The sequence below is a fragment of the Proteiniphilum sp. LBM24028 genome (assembly GCF_056629195.1).
The window spans coordinates 618,812-636,796 of the sequence record NZ_CM152817.1; the positions used below are offsets into that span (position 1 = coordinate 618,812).

Below are 17,985 nucleotides of genomic sequence, written 5' to 3' on the forward strand. Positions count from 1 at the left end.
CTCCAATATTTGATAATTACCGATGCCTTCTATATATGTTAATCCTCTTTTTTATGTAAATGACCGTATGATCCGGTGTGCCCTGAGGAGTTCCGCCACACTCATGGCAAACGAATATCCGCCGTGGGCAATAAAGGGAGGATTGGGATCATAGAATTCCGATATGGAGCCAATGCAATCGTTTTGCATTTCTCCCTCCATACCCATCATAATCCGGTCGGCCAGCGACAATCCGCTCATATGGAAGACATTCAGGTATGCCTCAATATATGGGCCCAGCAACCACGGAAAAGCCATGCCGTTGAAATAAGCCAGCTTCTTTTCGTTCTCAGTACCGGCATAATGGGGATGGAATTGATCACTTTTGGGGGTGAGCGAACGAATGCCACAGGCGGTGAGCAACTCCTTGGTCACAAAATCGATCACCGATTTTTTCTGTCCTCTCTCCAGTGGTGAGTAGGGGAGCGAAACCGCAAATATCATGTTGGGCCTTACGTTCGGGTCCTTGTAATAACCATCCACATAGTCGTATAAATAACCTGCATCGTTCAGGAAAGTTTCTGTAAATGAGTTGCCTGCCAGTCGTGACTTCTCTTCCAGCGTATCGGCCACTTCCTTGGCCGCCGTCTCAAGAGCGATTTCCTGACCAAATTTCAATGCATTATACCACAATGCATTGAATTCAACCAGATAACCTGAACGGGGAATTACAGGACTACCATTGAGCATGGCATTCATCCAGCTAACGGCCACCTCACGCCCGTAGGTGGAAACCAGTCCGTTTTCCGGGTTATAAACAAGATTAGGATGTCTTCCTGCGACGATATAATCGATGATTTCAAAGAGGAATGCACTGTATTTCTCGATAAAGGCCTCTTTGTTTTCCTTGCAGTATTGTTGCAGCGCCCAAACCACCCACAACAATACATCGGGATCTTCAATCTGTTTAAGGAAGCTTTTCGACGGCTTGTCGGCCATAAAGTTTCGCAGGTGCGGTATGGCAGAGTCCATACTCTTCTCGAAGTCCCGTGCTTTGTCCACCGCAAGGGTACAGCCTGGTAGTGCAATAAACTGATCGCGTGCCCGAACTTTAAACCAGGGGTATCCGGCAAGCAGATACTGTTCTCCATTACCGGGCATATATTTAAACTGGTGACTTGAATTTTTCAGACAGTTGTAAAAGTTTGAGCGGGGTACACGCGTGTAAATCTCATAATCGAATTCCTTTGCAAGGTGAGATGTATCTACCAGAATATCTCCGGCAGAGAAAATAATCTCTTCCTCTTTTGCGATGGACATTTCGAAATAACCCGGCACGTAGAGATCTTCCTGAAAGGTATCGCCACTCTGCAAATCCTGCAGGTATTCAACACCCCGGTACCAGTCGGGGTGGTAAATAAACTCCGGCTTTTTGTTAAACTGCATAAACAGTTCGGGATAACCGAAGTACATACAAGTGCTGATGCCGTTTTCCACTTCACGATAGGAACGGTCCACCTGATCATTTTCGTGGGTGAGTTGTGATATTTTCCGGAAGGCCAGGAAGGGTTTAAACCGGATGGTCGTAGGTGAGTGGGCGTCAAGCAGAGTATATCGGATCATCAAACGGTTCTCTTTCGATGAAAACATGATTTCCTTCGACAGGATAACCCCTCCGATGCGGTAAATTGTCTTGGGGACACTGTCGCAGTTGAACTCACGGATATATTTGTGTCCTTTTGGACTGTAATGATCACCGGCATAGCGATGTATTCCGAGATTGAATTCAGCACCGTGCTGAATGACTGTTTCGTCGAAGGAAGAGAGTATAAGGTGGTTTTCATCATCCATATAAGGTACGGGCATTACCAATAGACCCTGGTATTTGGTTGTGTTGCAGCCTGATATGGATGTATTTTGATAGGCTCCCCTTCTGTTTGTCCTTAAAACATTCCGGTACAGAGAATACTCCAGATTGATCATCAGCTCTTTGTCGAATTTAAGATAACTCATCGCTACATAAAGTTTAGGGTAAGGTATATGGCTCTCAATTCCTGCGAAAGATAATAAAATTGAAGTTATATCACAAGCAAACGGGATGAATAAATTAAATAATTTTTCTGTTTTTGAGCTGTTTGTACATTTATTGTATCTTTGTGCAGTGAAGAGTACGCGCTTATCATTAGGAAAATGAATGAAAAAGAAATATCCCCTTTTAATTTCGAGAAAAAGCGTATATGGCTCGCGTTGTTACCTGCCCTTGTTATTGTTTCTTTTGTCTGGCTGGTTTTTCTGCTAAATTATAGCGGCCTGTTTGGTGATCGTTTTTCACAATGGGGAATTCGTCCCGGAGATATAAACGGTTTGAAAGGAATTATTTTTTCTCCGTTCATTCACACAACGTTCTCACATTTGCTGTCCAACACGTTGCCACTTATTATCCTGATCTGGTTCTTGTTTTACTTTTACAGCAATATTGCCACCTTTGTCTTTATAACTCTCTGGCTCCTGAGTGGAATCATCACGTGGCTCATTGGCCGTGGTGCCACTCATGTGGGCGCAAGCGGCCTGGTTTTCGCGATTCTCTTTTTTTTGTTTTTCAGTGGCCTTTTTCGCAAGCATATTCCTCTGGTGGCTGTTTCTTTGATTGTGGCTTTTATATACGGGAGTACCGTGTGGAGCATCTTTCCCGTTACCGAACTGGTGGACCCGTCCATCTCGTGGGAGGGACATCTCTCGGGAGCAGTCAGCGGACTGTTTCTGGCGATCATTTTCCGGAAGCAGGGGCCGCAGAAGCCGCCCATAGTATGGGACGAGGAGGAAGGGGAAGAGGAAAATGACGATTTGAAGATTTAAAAAGAATGATGGTTCACAACAGGTGGAACCATCATCCAATCATTCCTCGATAGATTATTCAAAGATATTGCCAGTACTCAGTTTCCCCCGGAGACAACGATCATGGCTAGTCCTGCAATGAACAGGATAAACATAAGTGTCAGTAACAGATTTACTGGTTTTGAGGCCCCTTTGAATTCTTTCCATATAAATACGCCCCATAGTGCGGCAATCATAGGTGCTCCTTGCCCCAAAGCATAGGAAATGGCTGGACCGGCTTTTCCCGCGGCTATATAACTTAAAACTGTACCTACTCCCCAGATAATACCACCTAAAATTCCTACAGAATGTGTACTCAGATTACCTTTGAAATACTGGGAATAACTCACCGGTTCTCCAATAAAGGGTTTTTTCATGACAATTGTGTTGAAAATGAAATTACTGCCCAATATCCCCAGCGAAAAAATAAAAAATGCTCCGTAAGGGGTCAGCATTCCTTGCATAGGGTTCTCTAAATTATTCAGATCCATTGTTGAAGCGACAAATCTGTAAAAGAAAGACATCAGGATACCGGCACAGATGGCAATAAAGACCCCTTTCTTTTTGGCCTTGTTTTCTTCCGTTCCCGAACTCACTTTTCCCGAAGCAAGGCCGTTCAGAATAATAGCGATAACAATCAGTGTCACACCCATAAACAGGATGACAGGGTCACCTTTCGGTGCGCCGAAATAATTGATAAATACACCTAATACAAGAGCCAATCCCACCCCTACGGGAAAAGCGACCGACATCCCGGCCAGCGAGATGGAAGCCGACAATAATATATTGGCCGCATTGAAAATAATGCCTCCGGCGAATGCACTCCAGAAATTATTGGAGCTCACCTGCACGATGTCGTCGGTAAAACTACGTCCCTGGTCACCGATGCTCCCCAATGTGAATCCAACAAGGAGAGAAAGTAACACGATGCCGATCACGTAGTCCCAATAGAACAATTCATACCGCCACGTTTTTGCAGCCAATTTTTGTGTGTTACCCCATGATCCCCAGCAAAGCATGGTAATAAGGCAAAGTAATACTGCGAATGGATAATTTTGTACGATAAACATAATAAAATCTTTAAATTGTTATCATCATTGAAAGAATCAATATTCTTTTTTGTTTGTATTTTGTCGGATCAAAGCATTTAATGCTCGTTTTTTTTGATTGTCTTCAATTATCAAATAGCGATGTTTGCCGTTGTCAGAAGGAGTAAAAACACTTTTACCAATACTGTCAATCTGAATTGTTCCTTTTGGCGATAGCATGAAGAATGCACTGTCGGGTTCAATTGCATATAAAACGGATGTTAAATCCCAAGTTTGCCGGTCATATGGCATTTGATCATACATCTTATATGAGACGCTAAGCGGATGATTAGTACTGAAATCATTTAAAATACTTTGGTGAGGATACAGCAATTCGTTCCCTAATTCCCACCCACTGGCAACCACCTCGGTTGGCCATTCAGCAAAGACTTTCTGTGCAGCTTCCAGGTCTTGGACAATATTCCATTCAGGAAAATCGAACGCTTCACCATACAACCCGCCCATAACAGATAATAGTTTCACTTTCTTTTCAACCAGAGATTTACCATCCAGGTTACTATATTCGTCTGGTTCTGAATCGAGTAACCTTGCTAGATTGGTTTCAGGCCCAACTGCTACGAATACGACAGAATGATCCTTTTGAGAGGAAAGTAGTTTTCGCAATAGTTTATATCCTTCAGGTAGACTATCATTGAGGCTGCGCTGTGGGAGTAATATTTTTTTCCCATCTATAAGTGTATCCAATGTTGGACGGAGATATTTATTATCCTCCGGATTCACTCCATTATAAGCAAAACCTAATGGGATATCTCCTCTATTGTTCAATCGGCAGTACCCATCAACATATAGTATTGAATAAGGATTATTTTTTCCAATAGTGATCCCCAGAAGATTAATCTTTCCTTCCTTTTCATAGTTGAGAAGCATTTGTAAAGCCAATACATCGTCTATATCATTTCCTACATCCGTATCGAAAATAACCGCAAGAGGCTCATCCAACATTTCTTTCTTGTTTTTACAAGAACAGAGAGTACACATAAGTCCGGCAAATATTATGTATGCTAAAAATCTCATATCTTAATATTTATTTTAATTAAAATCGTATTAAAACTTGCATGATATCATGTTCATTTCATATTAATAGCTGTTATGGGATAATTCATATTTAAGCGTTTTATCACTTTGTATATCATAAAACAACGATTTATCCACAATTGCCCTTGCTGGCTTTTTGTTTATCCCGATATATCCCATGGGATGATATCCTCCTTCAAAATAATTCTCATTGGCAAAACGTAAGGATGGTAACATTCCGGCAGGATCGAGAACGGAGAGAGCTATAATATATTCTCCATCCGGCAAATTCTGATCGATCAATATAGAACTTTTGATTTCACTCAAAGGGGCCGCTTTCTGATAAGACTCCTCTTCAATTGACCAGTTATCACCAGGCATCCATTCTGAAATATTGACCTCCTCTAATGTTTTACCCCAGACTTTCTGGTGTGTTTCAGGGTCCAGTAACGACAGCTCAACAGGCCAATTATAATAAAATGGAGAGGAACCCGTGTTGGTCACTTTGAATGAAATATTCAGAGGTTTTCCCTGTTTAATTTCTTTTGGGTAAGTAAAATCAGACAGGACAAAACGGTAACCCATGGCTTTTTGTAATATTTCTGCATTCTTTTTAAACTCAGGGTCATTGAAGTTTGCCCAAGTAATACCACCAAGATGATTGCAGTGAAGATTACGGATTTGCTCGATTATATAATCACGTGTATATTTATCGGCGACTACCTGTTCAAAAGACCTGAATTTAGCCAAATCACCCCAGTTCCATGTTATTTCGCCACCTATCGGCTGAATTTTCCATCGGTCGCCAAGTTTTTTCATTTCTTCGTACCCACGGATTTTTTCCTGAGGTTGTGACCATGAATCCCAATAAATGCCAAATTCATAATCCTTAAACTCATAAGCGTAGCGTACCATTACTTTTTTATTCTTAAAAGCCTTGGTAAAAGCGTCACCCAGAATCTTTTCCAGACCAGGTATCCATGTACGGTTGTCAATATGTTCGGGCTCATCATGTGGAGGCCAATAAGTGGACAAATCGGGATCATGGTGCTCTCCCCATTCTCCTATTATTCCCATTTCAATGTATGCTACACGCGGATCATTATCCCAGGCCTTGCCCATCTTTTCGACAAGCCTTGTAACCCTCTCAGGAAAAGTCGTATCAAAGTAACCTCCTGTTATCGGCGTGTTTTTGTCTTCCGGGTCGATATAAGCTCCAACAGAACCGGGAATTTGTTTATAGGGGCTGATTTGTGGCGCAATTCCTTTTGGCCAGTGCCATCCGTTCAGATCGTCCGGATTACCCGGATCTTTGGGTTTTCCTCCGTGCCATGGCTCAACCCATACAAGGAAAACGCGAGGTATCACCTTCATATTAATATCTTCAACGCCTTGCCATCGATGATTACTATATGCTACAATTTTGTCTATTCCGTCATTGGGGTCGTCTTCTATCATGTTCCATTGCATATATTCTTTGATCATTGAGCCATACGGGTAAGGGTATTCCTCTCTGATTTTGTCCTCTCCCGGACCAAAATACTCTCGAAACCCTTTCATTGGATTACGGAAAGCTTTTGTATATTCTTCATAAGAAATAGTTACTACATTTTCCCTTGAACAAGAAAAAGTGACTGTAAGAAAGAATAATATAACGAGTATTTGTATATACCTCATTGTATCTTAGTTTAATTTATATTTTAGTGTCCGATCTTGTCTCAAATCCTTAAACTCGGTGGTTTTTACTTCATAATATATTGGTTCTGTGTTAATACCTATATGTCCTATAGGATGACGTCCGCCCTCAAAATAGTTTTGTATGGCAAACCGCAATGAAGGGAGCATTCCTGCGGGATCAAGCACCGATATAGAAATAATATAATTACCTGTATCGAGATTTGTATCTAATGTCAACGATTCTTCTATATGATTTATAGTAGCAGGTTCCAGATATTCTTTCTTACTGTTATCCCACTTGTCTCCTGGCATCCATTGTGAAACTTTTGCCGTTGTGAGAGTTTTGCTCCATACTTTTTGATGAGTTTTGGCGTCCAACAAAGCTATTTCTACCGGCCAGTCGTAATAAAACGGTGAAGATCCCGTATTGACTACATTGAATGATACTGTGAAAGGTTCGTTCTGTTTAATACTTGTAGGATAGGTAAAGTTTGAAAGTAGAAACCGGTAGCCCATTGACTTCTGTAATAGTTCGGCATTTGGCATAAAAGAGTGGTCATTAAAATCTGCCCATGTAATACCTCCTAAATGATTGCAATGTAAGTCTCGTATTTGCTGTATGATTAAATCACGTGTAGCATCATTCTTTACCACTTCCTCAAAAGAATTATATTTCCCAAGGCTTCCCCAGTTCCATGTTATTTCTCCGCCTATCGGTTGAGATTTCCACCGGTCACCAAGCTTTTTCATTTCCTCGTAACCGCGAACTTTTTCTTCGTCTATAGCCCATGAATCCCAGTAAATACCAAACTCGTAATCTTTGAAGTCATAGGCATAACGTACCATAACCTTTTTGTTTTTGAAGGCCTCTGTAAAAGCATCTCCCAACACCTTCTCAAGTCCAGGTATCCATGTGCGGTTTTCCACATGGTTCGGTTGATCGTGAGGAGTCCAATAGGTGGAGATATTCGGATCGTGGTGTTCTCCCCATTCGCCAACTATGCCCATTTCAATGTAAGCTACACGAGGATCGTTATCCCATGCTTGACCAGCCTTCTCGATAAATTTTGCAATCCTATTTTTAAAGTTCGGATCGAAATATCCTCCTGTAATGGGGCTGTTTGGATCTTCATTATATACTTGTCCTGGAAAATCGCTTGGCCAATGCCATCCATTCAAATCGTCCGGATTACTTGTATATGTATTTTTTGCATAACCACCATGCCAGGGTTCAATCCAAACGATAAAAATACGGGGAATCACTTTTACATTGATATCCTCAACGCCTTGCCACCGATGATTGCTATAGGCTACAATCTTATCCATCCCATCATCGGCCTTATCTTCCATCATATTCCATTGCATGTATTCTTTGATCATGGAGCCATAAGGATAAGGATATTCATCGCGAATCCTGTCGTATCCCGGTCCAAAGAATTCACGAAGTCCTTTCATTGGATTACGGATTGCGAATGTGAATTCTGCAGGATTGACGGTTACTTTTCCATCTTTTACCTCAATCGATCCTCCTCCTTCAATCGGGGGTAATATCCCATGGTCTTCCTCTTTACAGGAAATACAAAATAAAAATAATGATAATAGTATAAAAAATAGATTTTTCATAAATACTTTATTTTTTAGCATGAGAAAAAAACTTTTCTATGCATGGGTTTTAATTAATAACCACTATTATTTTCAGTAATAGCATCATTTGCATCTATTGCAGCCTGTGGTAAAGGATATAAAACATGATGTGGTTGAATTGTTACGTCTGCTCTATCTTTCATATATTCGGTAAGTTTTCCGAAACGAATCAAATCCCAGCGACGCATATGTTCACAACATAACTCATGCATCCTTTCTTGCAGTAGCAACTCTGCAAACTGTTCTTTATTCAATCCGTCAGCAGCTGTTACGGAACCTAATCCTGCTCTATTACGTACTAAATTAAGGGCTGTATATTTCTCGTCATTATCACCTGTTGCATTTAGTGCTTCGGCCTTCATAAGAAGGATATCGGCATAACGTATTAGAATGAAATTGAGATTATCGTCTTCAATTACGTTTCCATACTCCGGGTCCCAAAATTTGGCTGAGGATGGTGGGGACTGGACAATCCCATTGTATTGGGTTATGAAGAAGGCTCGTTTTCGATTGTCACTATCGTCGTATGAATCATAGAGGTATTGAGTAGGACCAAAACCTCCCCAGCCTCCAAAATTGGTTGGTCCTCCTACATTACGTGGTCCCCAATATGAATGTTGAATACTACCCTCAAGCCCCCAGGATCCAGAATGTTTGAATTGAATTTCAAATATATTTTCATATTCCTGATTCTTATTTTTTGGATCAAATATATCTTTCAGGTTATCATATAGTCTGAATTTACCATCCAGCATTTTACAATATTTCAAAGCTTCATCCGGTTTACCCCATTGTAAATAAACACGTGCCAGAAATGCTTGTGCAGCTAAGGAAGTTGCCCTCCCTTTATCTTTGGCGTCAGCCCATGTAGTTGGTAATTCCAGGGCTGAAATCAGATCTTCAGTAATCAGTGTATATGTTTCATCCACAGTCGCACGAGGTTTCATAATATCATTCCTGTCAATAGATGACTTTGTCCACAGGGGAACGCCTCCATACATTCTGACCAGGTCAAAGTAGTATAATGCCCTGAGAAAATGGGCCTGCGTAACCATCGACTTATATAAATCTCCATTTACAGCATCAGAAGGCATATCTATGACGGCATTACAACGTTTAATTCCTTCATAGCAAAGTCTGTAATGGTTATCGAAAAAACCATGTGCGGCAGAGAATGTATAGTGATGTAGTTCGGCATAAGCAGCCCATCCCATATCAAAAGGGATTACCTCATCAGTTCCAAACTCCGATAATGTAATTGTATATTTCCCTACAAATACTTCCTGTAAAGATCCATATGCCGCGTTAAGGTTTTGTTGCCAGTCTTCAGGTTTGGTATATCCATTGTCAGGGGTCAGTACACTCTTTGGGGTCTGATTGAGAAAATCTTCACAACCAGTTATAACAAGGCAATTAAGAAATATGATAACTAAATATTTTTTCATAATGATTAATTTTATTTAAAAGTTCATAGATATGCCACCGATGAAACTACGTGCATTGGGATAGGGATTCGTATTATCACTTGATTCTACATCGAATCCGGTAAACTCAGTCGCAGTAAATAGGTTATGAACGGAGAAATAGCATCTTATATTTGAAGCTTTTATATTTTTTACCATAGATTTGGGAAGATTGTATCCCAACTCCAGGTTGCGTAATCTTAAATAATCTCCCTTTTGTAGATTTGCATTGGTGCCATCTCCATTTGCATAAGCACTTCCAATGCGAGGAGCCGGATATTTATTATTAGGTCGGTCCTGTTTCCAGTAATACTTATAATAGTTTACACTCATATTACCCCAAGTATTGTAAGCATTTAAATAGCGGTTGAGTGAATTATTGATCATGTGTCCACCGGCGAAAGTAAAGAATGCTACTAAATCGAAATCTTTATAAGTGAAAGTATTGGTATAACTTCCATAGAATCTCGGTGTATATACGCCCTGGAAATTGCGATCGTCACCATTGATGACATTATCTTTCTTTAAATCCCGAATTTTACGATCACCCGGTTGAGCATTGTACTTGGCAGCTTCCGAAGCTTCATTTATTTGCCAGATACCATCAGAATGAAGTAAATAGATCTGATCAATTGGTTTACCAACGAACAAAGATTTATTTACATCTTGCTTTCCATCATATAACTCCTTTATTTCGTTCTTATTATAAGATAAAACCAGTCCTGAAGTCCACGAAAAGTCTTTTGCGTTTATATTTACAGTATTCAAAGAAAACTCGATTCCTCTGTTGTCGATTTTACCGATATTTGTCAACGAACTACCGAACCCTGACTCAAGAGGGAGTGGCACTTGCCATAACAGATCAGTTGTACGTTTATAGTATGTTTCAATAGTTCCTGCAATACGGTTATTGAACAATCCGAAATCAATTCCCACGTCAAACTGATTTGCCTTTTCCCACGTTAGCTCTGGATTGGATATCGAAGTTTGTACAGAGCCTGTTGCCAGGTTATTACCGAATATATAGTTGGCTGAAGCGCCGCCAAGGGCAATGATAGATGAGTATGCAAAATCTCCAATATTCTGATTGCCCAATTTTCCGGCACTCATTCTTATTTTCAGATTGCTAATGGCTGAAATATTCTCCTTAATGAAATTTTCTTCAGAAAGACGCCATGCAACAGCTAAAGAAGGGAAGAATCCCCAACGATGTCCCGGAGCAAAACGAGATGATCCGTCACTACGCATTGTCAATGTAGCCAGATAACGATCTCCATAGTTGTAATTTAAACGTCCATAGAATGAAGCTAAAGAGGAAGATACCCCGTATGAAGAGTTTGGCCCATGCTCTTCAGCTCCTCTGAGGTTGTAATATTTCAATATTTCTGAGAGTTTCTTTGAGTCTGCTGTTACTTCTTCATACTCCACTTGAGAAGCAGAAAATCCCGCCATTGCATCAAATTTATGTTTCGTTTGGATATCAAAACTGTAGGTTACTGTATTTTCTGTCTGCCAGTATTTCTTTTTATTTGCCATTACGTTGGCATGTCCTCCTTCGGTATAGTGTTGCCCCATCCGACCATCCTCATATATATTTACCTTATAAAATACCAGTTCACCTCCATTGTCTGATTTTATTTTCAGGTTTTTGATCGGTTCTATTTCGAGATAGGCAGAACCTACCATTCTTGATTTCAGTGTAGTTTTATCCAATAGATCAACTATTGCCACCGGGTTGGCTTTGGTATTGAGGAAGCCATCAAAATATTCTCCATCCTGAGTGAAAATAGGAGCCGTCGGTTGTGAACTGATCGCACTAAACATTGTCCCGTAACCTGAATCAGCTTCTTCATTTATATTTTTTAATTTAGACTCGATCACATTAAAACGTACTCCATATCTTAACCAGTCTGATCCGATGGCATCCGCATTGTAGCGTACAGTTAATTTGTCGAATGAGGAGTTTTTTATGGTACCTTTTTGGTCGTACCAGTCTACCCCTAAATAATGAGATAATTTTTCCGAACCACCGGCGATAGCAATGTTGTAATTCTGATAATTTCCATTTTGGGTTACAGCATCTTGCCAGTCGGTTGATTCACCGCGACTCAGCAGACGAAGTTCCTCCGATGTCCATTTGTAATCGGGTTGTGCTATTGATACTAATTCATAATATTGTTGGGCATTCATCAATTCCTGTTTATTTAACATCCTTTGAGTTCCGTAAGAGGTGTTGAATGTTATTCTCGTTTTGCCTGTTGAACCTTTCTTTGTAGTAACAAGTACAACTCCGTTTGATCCTCTGGAGCCATAAATGGACGCTGACGACGCGTCTTTCAATACTTCGATTGATTCGATATCTATCGATGAGAGGTCTTGGAGACCACCCTGTACCGGAATACCATCAACAATATAGAGAGGTTCGCTTCCTGCCCGGAGTGAACCAACTCCGCGAATAACAACTGTTGCATCCCCGCCGGGTTTTACAGATCCGGTACTAACTTGGACTCCTGCTGCAAGTCCTTGCAGTGCCGTTGTTACCGTGCCAATTTTGGAATTAGTTAAACTTTCGGATTTAATTGATGCCACTGCTCCCGTCAAATCGCTCTTCTTGGATATACCATAACCAATTACCACTATTTCGTTCAGGTCAACCGCTTCCGAAACCAACTGTATATTGATTGTCGCCTGATTTTCTACCCTCACAGATTGTGTTATCATGCCAATAAAGGAAAACTCAAGCACATCTCCATTTTTTGCATTTATACTATATTTTCCATCTATATCAGATGCAGTTCCTTTAGTTGTTCCTTTTATAGTGACAGCTACTCCGGGGAGTGCCTCTTTATTGGTATCGGTTATTATTCCGGTAATATTTACCTGTTGTGCACTTAGTATACAGGTAAAAAGAATGGCTATATTTATTAGTATAATCTTTTTCATTGTCTTTGGTTTATAATGTTAATATGATCTGATAGGACGAACACCAATTTTCCAGCCACTTTTTGACACAAATTCCGATATTATATTTGTATCCTCGTAAAAATTAACATAGTAGGCAGCCCATCCGGTATTTCCTTCACCTTCGCTTGATGTCCAATAATTATTGGCTGGAATAGCGTATCCTTTACTGGCTATCATACTTTTTACCTTAAATAATTCGATTAGTTCCTCACGAGAAGGTAAGAACCAATCAGTGTAAATGAGATTATTTTCTGTAACGGAAAACTCGTTACACAACTCGGCTGCGATCTTAACATTCCTCCATTCAGGCCAGTTATATTGCTCCCTTAATTGGACCATTTTCTCGACTATTTTTTTTGTGTTGGATTTACCGCTTCCCATTGCCTGACTTGTGCCAGCGGCATTTACAAGATCGACTTCCGGTCCAAACTGTTCTGTAGGCGTTCCTGTATTCGTTTTACTAACGATGTATCCATGCGCTTTATTTGCATCTACCCAGAATACAATACCTCCGCCCAATTCATCACCGATATTGGTTTCTATTGTAATAGTGCCTAAGTTAGATATTCTATTTTCACGCACTATTAAAACAGTATTTACACCATAAACATCTTTTGGTAGATTGAATTTAGCTCCTTCCGAGGTTAGTGTGAGAGGAATACTATATTCAGTATTGGCTGGGTAAAACATGGCTGTTAGTTTTGCTATGTCTCCATTATTAAATCCACTACCTTGAATATATACTTCGCCTTGTTGTGCAATGGCATTTTTTGGCAATTCCACATTTGTCAATGGTACTACAAAAGGCACCTTCAGTTTGTTGTTCAATGTAGTTTGTTTTCCTGCACGTTCCACAATGACTGAATACTCTCCACCTGCGTCAACAGGTACAGTGATTTTAATATAACTATCCGTAGCTTCCAGTACTTCTACTTCATTTGTCCCATCAACATTTGTAAGAATTACTCTATCTTCACGAGAAAAACCAAGGCCCATGATTTGGATAGGCTGTCCCGGTATAATTTCTGTTTCATCAGGCATTTTTATTTCTTTTAAAATAGGGGATATTGGGACAATCAGTTCAGTCGTTGTATCCTGACAACTGTACTGAAAGTGTATTAAAAAAGAAATAGACAGTAACTTAATAATTAATTTTTTCATCATAAATTTAATATTATATATTATTGAAAATCTCGTGCTTATAAGGTATTGAACTCTGTGCTCCCTCTCGTGTTACTGTTATACTGGCTGCCTTATTTGCCATTTTTACGGCATCCAGTATATTGGTATTTTCCAATAAACCCACACAAAATGCTCCACAAAATGTGTCTCCAGCTGCTGTGGTATCTATTGTTTTCACTTTATATGCTGGTATATCATAATAATTTACACCGTCTTTAATGAAAACCCCTTTGTTCCCTAATGTGATAATTACTTTATTAACCCCTATTGCTGCGATAATATCAGCAGCTTTTTTTGCCGACTGCCTATCAATAATTTTTATTCCTGATAATAATTCAGCTTCTACCCGGTTCGGAATGATTGCGTAAAGACATTTTAATAATTCATCAGAAAACTTGGTGGTTGGTGCCGGATTTAAAATCACTTTAATTCCTTTTTTGTAGGCGAGTTTAGCAGCATATTCGACTGTTTCTATAGGAATTTCCAATTGCAGAAGTAGTATTTCCGCACTATCGAATGCATCGATTGCTTTGTCAATATCATCTGGATACAATGCCTCGTTTGCACCTGATGCTACTGTAATGCAGTTTTCACCTTCCTTGTCAACAGTTATTAAAGCAACGCCAGTTGATAGATTCTCATCTGAAAAAATATACCGCGTATCGATACCTTCTTTTTTATACTGCTCGATGAGCTGCTTCCCAAATAAATCGTCTCCAAGATTTGCGATGAACGACACATTTCCTCCGAGCCGTGCTGCAGCTACCGCTTGATTTGCTCCTTTTCCACCTGAAAACATTTTAAAGTTTCCTCCTAATACTGTCTCACCTGGCTTAGGTAATCGATCCGTGGTGATGACCATGTCTGTATTACAACTTCCGATAACAACAATTTTGTTTATATCCATGATATTTTTTATATTTAATTAGTGCAAATATATGGACAAATGTTTTACGAACAAACGTTTGCGCATATAATTATAGTTAAATTAGGTTAACGATGGGCTTTTGAGTTCGTCATTGTCAAATTTAGATTAGTTTTGTTTACAAAAATTGGATATGCAACAAAGACCGAACATCGTTGACATAGCGGAAAAAGCGGGCTTTTCCATCACCACAGTTTCCAGGGTTTTGAATGGGAAGGCGGATAAGTACCGGATAAGCAAAGCAACACAGCAGGTAATAAAGTCTACGGCAGAAGAGCTGAATTATGTTCCTAATGAGTTTGCCAGGAATTTGCGTAGTGGAAAGAGTAAAACGATTGCGCTGATCGTTCCTTCTTTAAAGAATCCTTTCTTTGCGGAGATGGCAAGTGTGGTAAATACGGAGGTGAGAAAATATAATTATATTACCCTTATCGGTGATAGCGACGACAATATAGAGAATGAAAAAGCGGAAGTGTTGCATTTATCATCGAGGAGTTTGGATGGGATGATCATCGCACCCTGTGGGGATGAATGGAAGCATCTGGTGAGGCTGCAGGAAAAAGGGCTGCCGTTAATTTGTGTTGACAGGTATTTTGAAGACCCCGAGCTATCATATGTCTCTTCCGATAATTACGAGGGCGCTTATTCTGCATCCAAATATTTGATTGAACATGGACATACTTCCATTGCCTGTATCCAGGGAGTCAGGTATTCCATTCCAAACATACAACGTGTAAAGGGATTCGTAGAAGCAATGGTGGGTTCGGGGATCACTTCGTATACGGTAACCGGTGATGCCTTCAGTGAACAAAACGGATATTTGGAGACAAAATTGCTGCTTCAACAAAAAGTGTGGCCTACCGCCATATTTGCATTCAGCAATACAATTGCGATGGGATGTATCAAAGCCCTTAAGGAAGAAAAGATAAGAATACCCGAAGATATTTCATTAATTACATTTGACGACAACCCTTACCTTAACTATATAGAACCTCCGCTTACTTGCATCTCGCAACCGGTAGAGGAGATTTGCAAGATTGCTGTTAAAATTTTGTTTTCCAAAATTCTGGAGCGCGATCCTTCCCCGAAATATATGTTGCTAAAAACCCAATTGAAAGTGAAGTCATCGGTGAAGAATTTGGAGCACCATATGTAGTTTTTGGACGTTTGACGCTGTCGCTCCGTTTATTTACAAAATATTTTCTATTATTTGTCTTTTTCGTACTTTTGTCCTATCTAAACAGAAACTGTAAATTGTAAAAATAATGCAAGAGAAAATCAAGGCCGCCATAATTGGCTACGGAAATATTGGGAAATATGTGCTGGAAGCATTACAAGGGGCTTCCGACTTTGAGATTGCAGGCATTGTGAGGCGTGATGCTACAAATATTCCCTCCGAATTAAAAGAATATGACGTGGTGAACACCATATCGCAACTGAAAGGGGTGGATGTCGCAATACTCTGTACTCCCACACGCCGTGTAGAGAAATTTGCATGTGAATGCCTTGCATTGGGAATCAGTACGGTGGATAGTTTCGATATTCATGGTCAGATTTTGCAGCTGCGTGATTCATTGGATGAAACGGCCAGGAAGTATAATGCTGTTTCGGTTATTTCTGCCGGGTGGGATCCCGGGAGCGACTCGGTAATCCGTATCCTGATGGAGATTATGGCGCCGAGGGGTATCACCTACACCAACTTCGGCCCGGGTATGAGCATGGGACACACAGTGGCGGTAAAAGCCGTTGAAGGTGTCAGGGCAGCGCTCTCCATGACCATTCCCACGGGCACCGGTGTACACCGCAGGATGGTTTATATTGAACTGCAGGATGGCTACGACTTTCATCACGTGGCACAAGCCATCAAAACTGACGATTACTTTATTCATGATGAAACCCATGTCTTTCAGGTGGAAGATGTGGAGGCACTCAAAGATATGGGTCACGGTGTGCTGATGGAACGAAAAGGTGTTTCGGGAAATACCCAGAACCAGCTTTTCAAGTTCGATATGCGTATCAACAACCCCGCACTCACGGCACAGGTGCTGGTAGGGGCGGCAAGGGCCTCGCTGAAGCAACAGCCCGGTGCCTATACACTGATTGAGATACCGGTTGTGGATTTGTTGCCCGGAGAAAAAGAGAGCTGGATCAAAAAGCTCGTTTAATTTTATTATCTTTGTTGAAAATATCAAGACTGATGGATATATTACTTTCTGTTACCTGGAATATAGATCCCACACTTTTCTCCATATTTGGACGCGAAATTCGCTGGTACGGACTGTTGTGGGTTATTGGCCTGATTGTTGCGGTCTATATCGTCCAAAAGATCTTCAAACATGAGGATCTTCCCGAAAAATGGTTCGATTCCCTGTTTGTATACATGATCGTCGGCATCATTGTTGGTGCGCGTCTGGGGCATTGCCTCTTTTATGAGCCTGCCTATTACCTGGCCAATCCCATTGAGATGATTAAAGTGTGGGAGGGCGGGCTTGCCAGTCACGGAGGAGTCATTGGAATCATCATTGCCGTATGGCTCTATTCCCGAAAGGTGACCCATCTCAGCATGCTCTGGACCTTCGACCGGGTGATGGTGCCTACGGGATTTACCGCAGCCATGATCCGTTTCGGCAACCTGATGAATCATGAAATCTATGGCGGCCCTACCGATCAACCGTGGGGATTCCGCTTCATAGACAACCTCCACCAATGGATGCAGGGAGCAGCTCCGGTATATACCGAACCCTCACATCCCACTCAGATTTATGAAGCACTGGCATACCTGTTGGTCTTTGCAATCACCATGTATCTCTACTGGAAGACCGACGCCAAGCATAGAAAAGGATTCATTACCGGCGTAGGTATTCTGATTATTTTCCTGTTCCGCTTCTTTGTGGAATATGTGAAAAATGTACAGGTCGATTCTGAAACAGCCATGCGTGAAAATACAGGCCTCATTCTGGGGCAGTGGCTGAGCATCCCTTTCATTATTTGGGGAATATGGATGATATGGAATGCACTGCGTAAACCCGCAAAGGTGGAGCTCACACCCAAACAATCTGAATTGCCGAAACCCAAACCGAAAAAGAAGTAGATATTTGTCAGCAGTCAGCATTCTAAATGGTTTGATGCCGAACAGGGCGGGTATGGGAATTGG

Annotated in this window: 13 protein-coding genes; 4 read left to right on the forward strand and 9 right to left on the reverse strand. The window is 40.8% G+C overall.

From position 1 onward, the window contains the following. Positions 1–51: 51 nt before the first annotated feature. On the reverse strand, positions 52–1,992 hold the full coding sequence (locus AC1HCU_RS02345) for a glycogen debranching enzyme N-terminal domain-containing protein (RefSeq protein ID WP_480368565.1): 1,941 nt from the start codon (positions 1,990–1,992) through the stop codon (positions 52–54). 177 nt (positions 1,993–2,169) lie between these two features. Here AC1HCU_RS02345 and AC1HCU_RS02350 point away from each other — a divergent pair, with 177 nt between their 5' ends. Then, positions 2,170–2,835: a rhomboid family intramembrane serine protease gene (locus tag AC1HCU_RS02350; RefSeq protein WP_480368568.1), complete on the forward strand. Its 666-nt coding sequence runs from the start codon at positions 2,170–2,172 to the stop codon at positions 2,833–2,835. Positions 2,836–2,912: 77 nt separating this feature from the next. On the opposite strand, the gene AC1HCU_RS02355 is transcribed toward AC1HCU_RS02350, so the two are convergent. The 8 genes from AC1HCU_RS02355 to rbsK all read right to left on the reverse strand — a co-directional run bounded on the left by AC1HCU_RS02355 (position 2,913) and on the right by rbsK (position 14,813). Next, positions 2,913–3,923: a GRP family sugar transporter gene (locus tag AC1HCU_RS02355; RefSeq protein ID WP_480368571.1), complete on the reverse strand. Its 1,011-nt coding sequence runs from the start codon at positions 3,921–3,923 to the stop codon at positions 2,913–2,915. 36 nt (positions 3,924–3,959) lie between these two features. Further along, complete coding sequence (locus AC1HCU_RS02360) at positions 3,960–4,976, reverse strand: nucleoside hydrolase (protein ID WP_480368574.1); 1,017 nt, start codon at positions 4,974–4,976, stop codon at positions 3,960–3,962. A 63-nt stretch (positions 4,977–5,039) separates the two neighbouring features. After that, positions 5,040–6,536, reverse strand: coding sequence for a DUF4832 domain-containing protein (locus AC1HCU_RS02365; protein WP_480368576.1), 1,497 nt, complete (start codon positions 6,534–6,536; stop codon positions 5,040–5,042). A gap of 123 nt (positions 6,537–6,659) precedes the next feature. Further along, positions 6,660–8,276 (reverse strand): DUF4832 domain-containing protein, encoded by a 1,617-nt coding sequence (locus AC1HCU_RS02370; RefSeq protein WP_480368578.1) that lies wholly within the window; start codon positions 8,274–8,276, stop codon positions 6,660–6,662. A gap of 53 nt (positions 8,277–8,329) precedes the next feature. Continuing rightward, the gene (locus AC1HCU_RS02375) at positions 8,330–9,742 is read right to left on the reverse strand and encodes a RagB/SusD family nutrient uptake outer membrane protein (RefSeq protein WP_480368580.1); all 1,413 of its coding nucleotides are present in this window, start codon (positions 9,740–9,742) and stop codon (positions 8,330–8,332) included. A 15-nt stretch (positions 9,743–9,757) separates the two neighbouring features. Continuing rightward, on the reverse strand, positions 9,758–12,703 hold the full coding sequence (locus AC1HCU_RS02380; RefSeq protein ID WP_480368582.1) for a SusC/RagA family TonB-linked outer membrane protein: 2,946 nt from the start codon (positions 12,701–12,703) through the stop codon (positions 9,758–9,760). Between the two features lie 18 nt (positions 12,704–12,721). Then, the gene (locus AC1HCU_RS02385; RefSeq protein WP_480368584.1) at positions 12,722–13,888 is read right to left on the reverse strand and encodes an IPT/TIG domain-containing protein; all 1,167 of its coding nucleotides are present in this window, start codon (positions 13,886–13,888) and stop codon (positions 12,722–12,724) included. A 10-nt stretch (positions 13,889–13,898) separates the two neighbouring features. Continuing rightward, positions 13,899–14,813, reverse strand: coding sequence for a ribokinase (gene rbsK, locus AC1HCU_RS02390; protein ID WP_480368586.1), 915 nt, complete (start codon positions 14,811–14,813; stop codon positions 13,899–13,901). A 151-nt stretch (positions 14,814–14,964) separates the two neighbouring features. Between rbsK and AC1HCU_RS02395 the strand changes: the two genes are divergently transcribed. The 3 genes from AC1HCU_RS02395 (at position 14,965) to lgt (ending at position 17,922) form a co-directional block, all read left to right on the forward strand. Beyond that, complete coding sequence (locus AC1HCU_RS02395; RefSeq protein WP_480368589.1) at positions 14,965–15,987, forward strand: LacI family DNA-binding transcriptional regulator; 1,023 nt, start codon at positions 14,965–14,967, stop codon at positions 15,985–15,987. Positions 15,988–16,096: 109 nt separating this feature from the next. Continuing rightward, positions 16,097–16,996, forward strand: a complete 900-nt coding sequence (locus AC1HCU_RS02400) for a diaminopimelate dehydrogenase (RefSeq protein WP_480368592.1) — start codon at positions 16,097–16,099, stop codon at positions 16,994–16,996. A gap of 38 nt (positions 16,997–17,034) precedes the next feature. Beyond that, on the forward strand, positions 17,035–17,922 hold the full coding sequence (gene lgt, locus AC1HCU_RS02405) for a prolipoprotein diacylglyceryl transferase (RefSeq protein WP_480371021.1): 888 nt from the start codon (positions 17,035–17,037) through the stop codon (positions 17,920–17,922). Positions 17,923–17,985: the final 63 nt, after the last annotated feature.

Bases quoted from the DNA above. Each gene is read 5' to 3' on its own strand.
- AC1HCU_RS02375 (WP_480368580.1), bottom strand. From the start codon at position 9,742: ATGAAAAAATATTTAGTTATCATATTTCTTAATTGCCTTGTTATAACT.
- AC1HCU_RS02355 (WP_480368571.1), bottom strand. From the start codon at position 3,923: ATGTTTATCGTACAAAATTATCCATTCGCAGTATTACTTTGCCTTATT.
- AC1HCU_RS02370 (WP_480368578.1), bottom strand. From the start codon at position 8,276: ATGAAAAATCTATTTTTTATACTATTATCATTATTTTTATTTTGTATT.
- AC1HCU_RS02385 (WP_480368584.1), bottom strand. From the start codon at position 13,888: ATGATGAAAAAATTAATTATTAAGTTACTGTCTATTTCTTTTTTAATA.
- AC1HCU_RS02360 (WP_480368574.1), bottom strand. From the start codon at position 4,976: ATGAGATTTTTAGCATACATAATATTTGCCGGACTTATGTGTACTCTC.
- AC1HCU_RS02395 (WP_480368589.1), top strand. From the start codon at position 14,965: ATGCAACAAAGACCGAACATCGTTGACATAGCGGAAAAAGCGGGCTTT.
- AC1HCU_RS02400 (WP_480368592.1), top strand. From the start codon at position 16,097: ATGCAAGAGAAAATCAAGGCCGCCATAATTGGCTACGGAAATATTGGG.
- rbsK (WP_480368586.1), bottom strand. From the start codon at position 14,813: ATGGATATAAACAAAATTGTTGTTATCGGAAGTTGTAATACAGACATG.
- AC1HCU_RS02345 (WP_480368565.1), bottom strand. From the start codon at position 1,992: ATGAGTTATCTTAAATTCGACAAAGAGCTGATGATCAATCTGGAGTAT.
- AC1HCU_RS02365 (WP_480368576.1), bottom strand. From the start codon at position 6,536: ATGAAAGGGTTTCGAGAGTATTTTGGTCCGGGAGAGGACAAAATCAGA.
- AC1HCU_RS02380 (WP_480368582.1), bottom strand. From the start codon at position 12,703: ATGAAAAAGATTATACTAATAAATATAGCCATTCTTTTTACCTGTATA.
- AC1HCU_RS02350 (WP_480368568.1), top strand. From the start codon at position 2,170: ATGAATGAAAAAGAAATATCCCCTTTTAATTTCGAGAAAAAGCGTATA.